General features: G+C 52.7%; 13 protein-coding genes. 6 read left to right on the top strand and 7 right to left on the bottom strand.

The genetic code is table 11. From position 1 onward, the window contains the following. Window positions 1–60 precede the first annotated feature (60 nt). The 5 genes from FQ179_RS11550 to FQ179_RS11570 are packed head-to-tail and all read right to left on the bottom strand — an operon-like array spanning window position 61 to window position 4,674. The gene (locus FQ179_RS11550) at window positions 61–762 is read right to left on the bottom strand and encodes an ABC transporter ATP-binding protein (protein WP_149397432.1); all 702 of its coding nucleotides are present in this window, start codon (window positions 760–762) and stop codon (window positions 61–63) included. Beyond that, a complete protein-coding gene (locus FQ179_RS11555; RefSeq protein WP_149397433.1) occupies window positions 752–1,510 on the bottom strand; it encodes an ABC transporter ATP-binding protein in 759 nt (252 codons plus the stop codon). Before FQ179_RS11555 ends, FQ179_RS11550 begins: the two co-directional genes overlap by 11 nt. Further along, window positions 1,507–2,367, bottom strand: a complete 861-nt coding sequence (locus FQ179_RS11560; RefSeq protein ID WP_149397434.1) for a branched-chain amino acid ABC transporter permease — start codon at window positions 2,365–2,367, stop codon at window positions 1,507–1,509. The genes FQ179_RS11555 and FQ179_RS11560 overlap by 4 nt, the downstream gene beginning before the upstream one ends. Then, on the bottom strand, window positions 2,364–3,611 hold the full coding sequence (locus tag FQ179_RS11565; RefSeq protein ID WP_149397435.1) for an ABC transporter substrate-binding protein: 1,248 nt from the start codon (window positions 3,609–3,611) through the stop codon (window positions 2,364–2,366). The genes FQ179_RS11560 and FQ179_RS11565 overlap by 4 nt, the downstream gene beginning before the upstream one ends. Window positions 3,612–3,630: 19 nt before the next feature. Continuing rightward, the gene (locus FQ179_RS11570; RefSeq protein ID WP_223146249.1) at window positions 3,631–4,674 is read right to left on the bottom strand and encodes a branched-chain amino acid ABC transporter permease; all 1,044 of its coding nucleotides are present in this window, start codon (window positions 4,672–4,674) and stop codon (window positions 3,631–3,633) included. 723 nt (window positions 4,675–5,397) lie between these two features. Between FQ179_RS11570 and FQ179_RS11575 the strand changes: the two genes are divergently transcribed. Together FQ179_RS11575 and FQ179_RS11580 are read left to right on the top strand one after the other, a co-directional pair. After that, on the top strand, window positions 5,398–6,366 hold the full coding sequence (locus FQ179_RS11575) for a tripartite tricarboxylate transporter substrate binding protein (protein WP_255474958.1): 969 nt from the start codon (window positions 5,398–5,400) through the stop codon (window positions 6,364–6,366). 453 nt (window positions 6,367–6,819) lie between these two features. Further along, window positions 6,820–7,293: an Lrp/AsnC family transcriptional regulator gene (locus FQ179_RS11580; protein WP_149397436.1), complete on the top strand. Its 474-nt coding sequence runs from the start codon at window positions 6,820–6,822 to the stop codon at window positions 7,291–7,293. Window positions 7,294–7,406: 113 nt separating this feature from the next. On the opposite strand, the gene FQ179_RS11585 is transcribed toward FQ179_RS11580, so the two are convergent. Then, window positions 7,407–8,009, bottom strand: a complete 603-nt coding sequence (locus tag FQ179_RS11585) for a glutathione S-transferase family protein (RefSeq protein WP_255474959.1) — start codon at window positions 8,007–8,009, stop codon at window positions 7,407–7,409. A 355-nt stretch (window positions 8,010–8,364) separates the two neighbouring features. Here FQ179_RS11585 and FQ179_RS11590 point away from each other — a divergent pair, with 355 nt between their 5' ends. Together FQ179_RS11590 and FQ179_RS11595 are read left to right on the top strand one after the other, a co-directional pair. Continuing rightward, entirely contained in the window at window positions 8,365–8,859 is a 495-nt protein-coding gene (locus tag FQ179_RS11590) for an MOSC domain-containing protein (protein WP_149397438.1), read from the top strand. A gap of 86 nt (window positions 8,860–8,945) precedes the next feature. Continuing rightward, entirely contained in the window at window positions 8,946–9,890 is a 945-nt protein-coding gene (locus FQ179_RS11595; RefSeq protein WP_149397439.1) for a PDR/VanB family oxidoreductase, read from the top strand. A gap of 94 nt (window positions 9,891–9,984) precedes the next feature. On the opposite strand, the gene FQ179_RS11600 is transcribed toward FQ179_RS11595, so the two are convergent. After that, the gene (locus FQ179_RS11600; RefSeq protein ID WP_149397440.1) at window positions 9,985–10,524 is read right to left on the bottom strand and encodes an ureidoglycolate lyase; all 540 of its coding nucleotides are present in this window, start codon (window positions 10,522–10,524) and stop codon (window positions 9,985–9,987) included. Window positions 10,525–10,826: 302 nt separating this feature from the next. Here FQ179_RS11600 and FQ179_RS11605 point away from each other — a divergent pair, with 302 nt between their 5' ends. Both FQ179_RS11605 and FQ179_RS11610 read left to right on the top strand, forming a co-directional pair. Continuing rightward, complete coding sequence (locus FQ179_RS11605) at window positions 10,827–11,138, top strand: biotin--protein ligase (protein WP_149397441.1); 312 nt, start codon at window positions 10,827–10,829, stop codon at window positions 11,136–11,138. Window positions 11,139–11,146: 8 nt separating this feature from the next. Beyond that, complete coding sequence (locus FQ179_RS11610; protein WP_149397698.1) at window positions 11,147–11,923, top strand: biotin/lipoate A/B protein ligase family protein; 777 nt, start codon at window positions 11,147–11,149, stop codon at window positions 11,921–11,923. The last annotated feature ends 8 nt before the right edge of the window (window positions 11,924–11,931 follow it).

Raw genomic sequence — 11,931 nt, forward strand, 5'->3', positions numbered from 1 at the left:
GAATCAACTTGACGCTGGTTTGACGCATAGCTGCACAACCTGCGACTTATCGCGCCACTATCAGGCCTGCGTGGCGACACCCAGCAAGCGCTGCTGTAAATCAGGATCTTCCCGCAATATATTGGCGTTGAGGCGACGCTCAAAAACGCCATTAACCATCACTGCGACCTCATCCGCAACGGCAAGCGCCACGCCCAGATTCTGCTCGACCAGCAGCAGTGCATTACCTTCGTGTACCAGACTCTGCAATACCTTAATGACCTGTTCAACCATCAGCGGCGCCAGCCCCTCTGTGGGCTCGTCCATGATGATTAAACGAGGATTAGCCAGCAAGGCGCGAGCAATAGCAACCATTTGCTGCTCTCCGCCCGACAGTTCGTTTCCCATATTGCGCCGCCGCTCAGCCAGACGGGGAAAAGTGTCATAAATACGCTCGCGCGTCCATGCACCCTGGCCACGTTGTGCCAGCTTGAGGTGCTCATCAACACTCAATGACTGAAAAAGCCGACGCCCCTGTGGCACCAAGGCGATACCGTGGGCGGCGATACGGTGCGGTGGCAGCCCCTGGAGTGGAATGCCATCCAGGGTAATCGTGCCGGCAGTAACCTTAGCCAACCCCATAATGCCGTGGCATAACGTGGTTTTGCCCATACCATTACGCCCAACAACAGCGAGCGGCCTGTCGCCTAGCACCAAATCAGCACCGTGCAACGCTCGCACTGATCCGTAATGCACTTCAAGGCCCTGAATTTCAAGCAGCATTGGCGTCTCCGGTATAACCCAGATATAGCGACCTGACCAGCGAACTGGCCGCCGTTTCGGCAGGTGTGCCCTGGAACACGACCTCACCTTCATTCATGACCATCACTCTGTCTGCTACCTGTAACGCAACGTCCATATCGTGTTCAATCATAATGATGGTGACATCTCGCGGTAATGAACGCAGCAAAGCCACCAAACCTGGACGCTCGCCGGGCGAAAGACCAGCGGCCGGCTCATCAAGCAGCAGCATATGAGGATCGCTGGCCAGTGCCATTGCGATCTCAAGCTGACGCCGCTCTCCGTGAGACAGATTGCTTGCAAGCTCATCATCCATGCCTGCAAGATTGACCAGCGCCAACGTATCTCGCCCTTTTTGCCGCCAGGGGTGATTAAACTCCGGCACACGCAAGCCAAAACGGCCTGTCTTCACACCCTGCACGGCGAGATACATGTTGTCGGCCACACTCAGGCCATGCATCACACGTGATGTCTGATAGCTACGCGAGATACCCAAGCGCGTGCGCTCATGTGCGGAGAGTGTTTGGATAGGTTGCCCGCGCCAGTGTATATGACCACTGGTCGGCAAAATATCGCCAGCAATTAGGTTGAAAAGAGTGCTTTTGCCTGCACCATTTGTACCCAGAACAATCAGGCGTTCACCCGTACTGGCCTGCAGCGTAACATCGCGCACGGCCCGCAACGAGCCGAACGTGGCGCATATATTTTCGACATGAAGTACTACCGTCATGCGGGCCGCCCGAACAAACCATATGGTCGATACGCCAGCACGGCAACCATAATGACAAAAGAAATAACGGCGGAGTATGTTGGCAAGTACGCCAAACCGATCTGTTCCGCCAACCCTATCAGCAACGCCCCCACAGCCGCGCCCTTGAGGTTGCCCATGCCACCAACAATAACGACGACCAGCGACGACAATAAGTAATGCACGTCGTCGCCTGGCGCAATAGAAAGCGCCGACCCGCCGATTACGCCCGCCATGCCAACCAACCCGGCGGCGAGAGCAAAGACCGCCGTGGATACCAGCGGCACGTTAACCCCAGTGGCGGCCAACATGTGCCGATCATCCACAGCTGCCCGGATAATCATGCCGAAACGTGTGCGTTGGATAAGCAGCCACAAAACGATGTAGACCATGATTGCAAAACCAATCAAAACTAGCCTGAAGAGCGAATAGCCACCAACCAGCGGCAGGCGTACGCCTCCGAATAAAACATCAGGTATATCGAGCTGATAAGTAAGACCACCATAGCCAGCCAGTAGCAGATCGGCAATAACAATAGACAGGCCAATGGTTATTAATGCTTGCCGCAGATCCTGACCTTGATAACGATCGAGGAAAACGCGATGCATAATTACCCCGGCCACCGCGCTACCCAATGCAGCGCCGGCTATGCCCAGTAGCCAGCTTTCGCTGGCGGCAGCCACGCTATAGCCAATATAGGCGCCTAACAGATAGATCGACCCATGCGCCATATTGACCACGCGCATCATGCCAAAAATAATCGTGAAGCCGCTGGCGACGATAAAATACAACGCCGCCAGCGTGATGCCATTTAGCATCGTCAACAGAAACGGCTTCATGGGCAAGCAGGATAATCTCTGCTAGGCACACCACGTGCCACGAACTCGGCACGGTTCTGACCCAACACCTGATCCACAGCTTCGATCTTGCGCACCATTTTGTTGTAAAGCTTACCGTCTTCGTTACGTGCTACCTCGGTAACATAGATGTTGGCAATTGCCTGTCGGTTTTCATCAAGCTCAACAGGACCGAATGCAGTATCCAGTTTTACTTTAGCCAAAGCCTGCTGAAACTTCTTCTGGCCGTCAGACAGATCACCATCAACTTCATTTAGCGCCGTGAGCACGGCCTTGGTGGCCACGTAGTACCCGTAATAAGGCGCGGAAGGTGCCGACAAGCCATCAGGGAAGCGTTTTTTATACGTTTCTACGTATGCCTTGTAGGCGGGGTCATCCAGACCGTCGGCCACCATGTGCGCAGAGGGAATCCCTTCCAGGTATCGCGTGAATGGCCCCTTGGTGCTCAGCACGGTTTGCTCTACCGTATTAGAACCGGCGATAAGAGGCGTGTCTGTGCCCGTCTGGTAATACTGGCTGAGGAAGTTAACCGCATCAGCACCGCCCAGCATCACATAAACAGCATCGACATCCTCAGGGATACGGGCAATAGCCGAACTAAAGTCCTTGGTGCCGTTGGGTACCCAGACTTTCTCCGGCACCTTGCCGCCCTTGGCGCAAAACTCGTTCATAAAGCCCAGCACCTGGGTGTAGCCAAACGAATAATCTCCAGACACGACTGCCACCTTGCGATAGCCTTTGTCGTCGTACACATAATTACCCAGACCTGCCTGCCACTGAGCGCCATCGGTGCTGAAGCGGAAGAAGTTGTCAGCGGGCGAAACCAGTGTGGTTTCCTGAGCCGCCGAAAAGCCGTTGACAAAGGTGTGACCTGGCACCGACTTGGCATACTCCTTCACTGCCAGCCCTTCGCCACCCGACACAGGGCCAATCAGAATATCGACCTTATCTTGCTCAATGAGCTTGCGCGCCTTGGTCAGGGCGACATCCGGACGGCCATCGGAAGATTCACGCACCCACACGATTTTCTTGCCCGCGACTTCATTACCGGCCTCTTCAAACGCCAGTTCCATTGCACGAAATGCCTCCTGCCCAAGCACCGCAAACGGCCCATCCAGCGTTGCCAGCCCTCCGATGCGAATGGTTTCCTGTGCACTTGCCTGCGCGACCAGGGTGCTGGACAACGCCAGCGAAACCGCCAATTTCACCAAAACCTTTGTAGACATGACTCTCCTCCTTATAGTTCTATGACGATGTAACCGACGGCAAGGCCTTTTCCGAAACCCGCCGTGTAAAAAGCCTGCGCCACACGCCCGCCAGACCATCGGGCGAAAGCATGACAATAATGAGAAACACACTGCCGATCAGCGTGTTGAAGCGATTGGCTCCCACGATGTCAACAGCAAAGGTTTGAATCAGCACGTACGCCAGCGCGCCGATGAATGCACCCCGCGGATGGCTAAGGCCGCCAATGACCGCCATAATCAGAATGCCAATCGTCGAGGTCATGCCGATGGAACCTGGCGAGATCCCGCCCTGATACCAAAGGTTGAGTATGCCGCCCAGAGACGCCAGCAAACCCGCAACGCCGAAAGCGGCTACCTGATGAAGGGTTACCCGGAAACCAAGCGAACGCATGCGTTGTTCATCGTCACGGGCCCCTTGCAGCGCCAGCCCGAAAGGCGTACGGACCAGATGCACAACCATCAGGTAGGCAAGGCCAGCAACAGCCAGACAAAGATAGTAGAAGACGCTGGGCTCTCTGAGCGATGCACCCATAATGGTTGGAATCGCTATGCCGCGTATGCCGTCAAAACCATACAAAACCGTGGTGTTCTGCTGTGCCAAATAATAAAAAATCATGGAGATGGCCAACGTACTCATCAGCAGATAAATTCCGCGACTGCGCACGGCAATGGCCCCTATGACCAGACCTGCAACAATGCCTGCAAGCATTCCAAGCAATAGCGCTACCGGCCAGGGAACAACCTCTACACCCACATTGGCAGAGTGACTACTGAGGATGGCCAGGGTGTAACCGGCAACACCGGCAACCGCCATCTGCGCCAGTGAAACCATGCCACCGTAAGCAGCCAGAAAAGTCAGACTCAGAGCGATCATCCCCAGGATAAGGGACTGGGCACCAACGCTGACCACCCAGAAATCAGGAACCAACAGGGGATAAGCTAGCAGGCTCGCAAACACTACCGCCCATACGATGCGCAGCCGCTGCCTGGCCAACTTTCCGCATGAGCTCGACGTAATGTCGGTCATGACCTGATTACTCATCTACCTCCCTCCTTTATGACTAGCGTATTTTTATTTTTTTGGTCGCCCGCTGAATCACTCACCCTAATATCGCGGTGAGAAATTTACATTTAAATGGTAGATGGCCAGCCAAGGGAAGTACATGCTGCTAAGCCACCGACGCATACTCAAAACCCACATTTCACAATGAGCCTGGGCATAAACCCCTAATACCTGACAGCCCCCTGTTTACTTATAGGTATGGCTATTTACACCGACGTTAGGTGAAAATATCATGAAGATAGGCACAAAAAATAAATCACGAGCTATTTTTTATTTTTAAATTTGCACACATGGTCGTTATATCGTCTCGCTGAAAAAAACGCTGCTTACAACACCATCATCCATCTATTACCCGGACTATCTTGAAGAAAAGGCCCTACGATGCCGGCCCCGGCAAGATAAAGATATCGTAAGAATGTAGCTGCACTATTAAAAACTCGATAAGCCGTACCTCCTGACCACCCAGCAGTTGGCCGCAGCGCGTGTTTGTTTCGCACAGCGAACCACAAACCCCTGCAAAACCTTGCCATTCTGCAACTGTTCCTATAATGCAGCGTAAAAAGCCATGGCGTAATTCTGTTCATCAGACAAACAATTCGTATGGCGAAATCTCGATGAAACTCGTTTGATATTGCTTATATTGACCGGTGCTGCATCTTGCGATGCGTGGCCCGGCAATGACACCGTTACAAGGGACCACAGATGAAAAAGTTTGCACAGTCAGTAGTGATGTCTGCCGTGTTTGCACTCGGCGTTGGCGCGACAGGCGTCGCGAATGCGCAAAGCGATTACCCAAATAAGCCGATAACACTTATCGTGCCTTACGCGGCAGGCGGCACTACCGATATCATCGGTCGTGCACTTGCTGAAGGTATGGGAAAGGCGCTCGGGCAGACCATTGTGGTCGAGAACAAGCCGGGCGCAGCCGGCTCGATGGGTGCCAACGAAATGGTCTCTACCAAGCCTGACGGCTACCGGCTTGCGCTTACGCCGGTTGGCATCTTCCGTCAGCCTTACCTTCAGAAGACCCGTTACGACCCAATCAAAGACTTGACATACATTGCGGCATTTTCCACGTATGACTTTGCATTTACGGTTGCAGCGGATTCGTCGTTCAAAACCCTGGAAGACATGGTCAAGTATGCCAAGGCCAACCCCGGCGATCTTGATTTTTCGACACCGGGCCAGTACTCGGGCAATCAGGTAGCCATGGTGCAGCTTAGCAACGCGGCTGGTTTTAAAGCGACACACATCCCCTTCAAGAGTGATGCTGAAGCCATCACTGCTTTGTTGGGTGGGCATCTTAAGGTGTCGGTACTGACCAACGTTGTTATCCCCATGATGCAGGCGGGTAAGGTGCGCGTCTTGGCCACGGCCGCAGATGTGCGCCCTGAGGCGTTTGCCGATGTGCCTACGGTGACTGAGGCCGGCTGGCCTGTTGTTGTGCCTTCACCGCTTGGCCTCGGCGGCCCTGCCGGCTTGCCCCAAGATATTGTGCAGAAACTGGATGACGCTGTAAAAAGCGCCATGGAAGACCCTGCCTTTATCAACGCACTCGGTCAGTATGGTGTGAGAATGCAATACATGAATCACACTGACTATGCCGCGTTCGCCAAGAAAACATTTGCTTCAGAGAAAGATCTTGTTCAGAGTATGGGTCTGAACCAGTAAACACTGGAGCAAACCTGCCCACGCTAAATGGCTTAACGGCCAATCGCGTGGGCTTTTTTTTCGGCTAGTGTCGCCCTGTTATTCCAGGCGAAAAATTAATCAAAATGCCCGTTAAACTTGGTCTGGGCGATAGATTTTCTACACAACCTTAAAACGAAGCCCCAGGTGCGTTGTGGAAGAACCAAGCCCGAAGGCAGGTTGTCAGTAACAACAACCAGGTTCTGCGTTTGGTATTGCTGCCCGCGACGGCGCCATCGCATGATCACCACATGTATTTAGGTAAATTTCGCGGCTAACCGGAATGCGGGCGGCATAGCTAATTGGCAATTAATATTTACCGTAGCTGGCACTAAACTTGAGATAATTTCTGGTTTGGGCACAATTAACGAAATAAATCCGCCAGAGCAATCCTAAACGAGGATGGTTTGGCAGACAACATATCCGAGCCAGAAAATGACAGAAAAATCTCTCGACAACAAAGATCGCGCCATTCTGGCTATTTTGCAGCATGACGCCACCCAGCCTATTGCCGAAATCGCCAATCAGGTGCATTTATCGACCACGGCGTGCTGGAAGCGCATTCAGCGTTTGCAGCAGTCAGGCGTCATCAAACGGCAAGTGTGTTTGCTGGACCGGCACAAAATTGATGCCGGAATAACGGTTTTTGTTTCTATACGCACCAATCGTCACGAGCCCCAATGGCTAGATGAATTTGCCCAAGGCGTTTCGGCCTTTCCGGAAGTGGTGGAGTTTTACAGGCTTGCCGGCGAAACAGATTATTTACTGAAAGTGGTTGTGCCGGATATTGCAGGCTTTGACCGCGTCTACAAAAAACTGATCCGCACTGTTGATCTTTACGATGTCAGCTCCAGCTTTTGCATGGAAGAAATCAAATATACGACGGCTATGCCGCTGGATCATTACTAGGGTTGGGATGTCGGTTTGAGTCCCCGTTGGCCACTTCAAACTCCCCAAAGTCCTGCGTGGGGAAATTTGAGGTAACCCGCTGGGCCTTATGCGTAGTGTTATCGGTAATATCTTTAAGCAGAAACAATCGGCGCAAAACCTGGGAGCGCTTGCATACGGCTCAACCACGCATTGATATGCGGAAAGGAAGTCAACTCGTACCCTCCTTCATCCGCCATAAACGTGTAAGGGAACAGTGCGACATCAGCGATAGTCGGACCGCCGCCCGCCAAGAACGACGTTTGCGCCAATTGCCGCTCCATGATGCGCAGCGCGTGATGACCAGCAGTGCGATAGGCAATCATGCCAGGATCATTAACCTCGCGCAGCTTGCGCAAATTAATCTGCAGGCGAGGTTGAGCAAAATTCACCATGTGCTGCGTTTGCTCAAAGATGAGCCAGAAAACGATCCTGCCCTGCACTAATGCATCTTCGGGAAGAAAAGACGTGCCTTTGGCCAAATACCAAAGAATTGCAGCAGATTCAGCCAACCATTCGCCTTCACGGGTCTTGAGTACCGGAACTTGCTGCAAAGGACTCTTCTGCGCAAACTCGGCGGTATTTAAATCGCCATCAATAATCGACATCGGATGTCGCCTTATGGCCACGTCAAGATAACCGCACAACAGCCGCACTTTCCAGGCATTGCCCGAGCGGGGTGTATCGATCAATTCCAAGGGCTCAGCGGTATGGGGCATCTATTTCCCTCCAACGGGCAATGTGTGAAATAAACGAAACTACATTAACCACAGGGTGCAAAAACCTTGAGCAAGTTGATGCAGAACAATTCTCTTCTGTGAACAATGTGGTTTAGTGAGAACAAATCGTATCCAACATGACACACCACGTCAAACAAGACACTTTTTATCAATAATTACTATGCACAGCCAAACACAGTTTGTTTGTATAAATTGCATAGGAGATATGCCAATCCTCAATTTATCAATCATTACTTGACTTTACGACACTAAGTGTCCTACAAGACACTTATGGCATACATTAGTTTACTTGAGTAACAGTAAAAGGTTCACGATGAGCACTCAACCTCTTTCCCCAACATCCTGGCATGGCACTGTCACACACTTGTGTAGTTGTCCGCGTGCTTACCTGCCCATGCGTTCGTTTGATACGCTGACGCTGATTGCCGGAAAAGGCATCGAAGGAGACCGCTATGCCAATGAGCTGGGTTACTACTCTGACAAGCCTGAAGAGGGGCGCCAGGTAACACTGTTTGAACTGGAAACGCTTGAAGCCCTGAAACGCGACTACGGTATAGAACTACAACCCCATGAGCACCGTCGCAATATAACGGTGCAGGGTGTGCCCTTGAACCATCTGGTCGGAAAACAGTTTTGGGTCGGTGATGTATTGCTTGAAGCCATGCGCCTGTCCACGCCTTGCAAACACATCGAAGAACTTACCGGAAAATCTATTTTCAACCCCATGCTTCATCGATCAGGGTTGAATTGCCGGATTCTGCAAAGCGCCGTTGTGCACGTCGGCGACACGGTAAAACCGGCTGAATAGCAGGCCACGCGATTTCGCTATAAACCGTATCGCCACTACACCGTACATCAACTGGCCAATCACAGACATCAAAAGACATTTTTATCATGGCACCTAAGCGCCCGATCCGATACATTACAACCATAGTCAGCGATATATCCGACTCAGCTGGCGTGCGGCTGCTATCGTTGCGGGACCCTGACGGGTGGGAGTTGCCCCCTGCAACCCCAGGGTCCCACATTGATCTGTATCTGCACAACAATCTGACACGCGCTTATTCACTATGCGGAGACCCTGAAAACCAGCATCAATACCAGGTAGCCGTAAAGATAGATCATCAAGGCCGAGGCGGGTCAAAATACATCCATAATGAATTGCAAGTGGGTGATTTTATTGATGTCTCACTGCCACGCAATACATTTCCGTTGATTCGCGACGGCCAGAAATACGTTTTGGTAGCAGGCGGCATTGGCGTCACCCCCTTTATCGCCATGATGTATCAATTTGATCGTCTGCGCATTTCCTATCAATTACACTTGTTCTACCGTGACGTGCCACCGTTACAATCCACACTGGCACAACTGGGACGATATGGGCAAATCGTGCTGCACGACCGCGCCAATGCATGCAAAACGATTCCCATGCTTTTGCCAGACCCGCACGAAGACACGTACGCTCTTTGCTGCGGTCCTCTGCGTATGATGGGCGACTTCGATGACGCCGTGCAGCATTGGGATTCAGCCAACGTCAGCAAAGAGTTTTTTGTACCTCCCGAGCGCCCACCATTGGTAAACGCCTATTCGCTGGTGTTGAAAAAATCGGGCAAGACCGTTGCCGTGCCTGTAGGCACTACGGCACTGGAGGCGCTGGAACAGGCCGGCGTCGCGGTTCAGTCTTCATGTCTGGGTGGAGTCTGCGGAGCTTGCAAAGTTGAATGGCTGGAAGGCGAACCCATCCATAACGACCTGTGCCTTAGCCCCGCCGACCGCAGAAATCAGTTTATGACGTGCGTCGGCGGTTGCAATAGCGAAACGCTGGTGCTGAACCTTTAGGCAACGACAATATAATTGCCGCGCTAAAGCCTTTGTTGCTGAGTGCGTGGCCCAAGGAAGTGTGATCGGTTTAATCTTACGCGTTGCACCCAGCTTATTCAAAAACAAGAACATGCTCAGGCACACCAACGATTCGGCTTTCTGATGCATCGCTGTCAGACGTCAAATGACTGATCAGGTCAGCCGTTGTCGAGCGTCGCGTCAACATGACGCAGGTGGCCTGCCCGCCCTGCACCCTAGTCGCATGCCAACAACCAGGGCGCATGCAAACACCCTGACCCACTGGCACTTCAAAGGCAGCCACACTTGAAAGGTCGGGGCTGCCATCACTGGCACTGAGCGCAACAATATGGATGATGCGGGCAGTTAACGGGATAATCGCCTGCTCGGTCAGCACATGCACCTCGAGGCTTGAAATGCGCTTCTCCTGACTTCTGTAGTTAACCCACAAAATTTCGGTCTCGCCCCCCTGCCCGGTGCTGAAAACATGTTCTTGCCAGAAGTCGGTGGCTTCGTTACTGAACGCAGGCGTCAGACCACCCATTTCAGGGACAGGCCCTCCGAGCATAAAGCCATAGTCGGCGAATGCATTTGGCTCGAGCTTTCTAATATTCAACTGCGGCATCACTGCCATGACTTCTCCTTTTTGCGTCAGCGGCAATGACACACACCCGCAGCACCAAGTTGGTAGGCCCAGGCCGACACCGCACAGTGCCCGCCACCAACTGGGCGCGCGGGTTGTCAGTCATTGAGCTCAATTCTTTAACGATCAACCAGTCTACGAAAAAAACATCGTCCACTATATCGTTTTTCTTTAATCAGGCAATCCATCTGGCTTCCTGCTAAAGCCCCCGTAACGACCGTGGCGAATACGGCGTGCGCGAAATGACTGGTAGTAGACTATAAGCCCCTCTCAAACACAATTACGAATCGCCCATGAATACATCCGACAAGCCCACTGACGCATCGGCGCGTCATGGTGAATACAAGATCCCTGAAGGCAAGCTGGTCGTCGTAGACCTGCAGGTTGTAGAGGGTTGCCTGAGCAATGTGCAGTTGTCGGGTGACTTTTTTCTGGAACCACCTGAAACCCTGGAGGCCATGAATGCAGCGCTCAATGGATTGCCTCACGACGTTACTCAGGCGCAACTGGAACAGGCCATCAATGCCGTCATTGGATCAGACGTAATGATGTTCGGCATCACGGCCGCAGGCGTTGCAGTCGTTGTACAGAGGGCACTGGCATGAGCAACGAAATCACACGCACGGGCTGGAACGACCATAATTGGCAATTGGTGCACACATCACCCCAATCGCCGCAACAACACATGGCGCTCGATCAGGTGCTGCTGGAAGAAGTTGCAGCCGGGCGTCGCGCGCCAACGTTTCGGATTTGGGAATGGGCATCATCGGCTGTTGTCATCGGCATCTTTCAGTCAGTAAAAAACGAAGTCGACATCGAAGCAGCACAACAACATGACATTGAGGTTGTGCGCCGCATCACCGGCGGTGGTGCCATGTTTATCGAACCTGGCAACACCATTACCTATTCCATTTATGCGCCGAAGTCACTCATTGCCGGAATGAGCTTTCGCGATGCGTATGCGTACATGGACGCGTCAGTGCTTGAGGCACTGAACGAGCTTGGCATCAAGGCCTGGTACAAGCCATTGAACGACATTACGTCCGAGGGCGGAAAGATCGGCGGCGCAGCGCAGGCACATCGTGGTGGGGCCGTGCTGCACCATGTGACCATGGCGTACGACATTGACGTAAACAAGATGCTGCAGGTCTTGCGCATCGGGCGAGAAAAACTCTCTGACAAAGGTACTACGTCGGCCGCCAAACGTGTTGACCCGCTACGCAGCCAAACAGGTTTGCCACGGGCAGCCATTATTCAGCAAATTATTGCTACGTTCCGACGGCTGCATGGCTTGCAGGATGGTGGCTTATTGCCAGCCGAACTGGCTGCTGCCGACCGACTTATTGAAGAGAAATTCGGCACTGAGGCGTGGCGTCATAAGGTGCCCTGAGTACACAC

This window comes from Pusillimonas sp. ANT_WB101 (assembly GCF_008369125.1).
Lineage (GTDB): Bacteria > Pseudomonadota > Gammaproteobacteria > Burkholderiales > Burkholderiaceae_B > Allopusillimonas.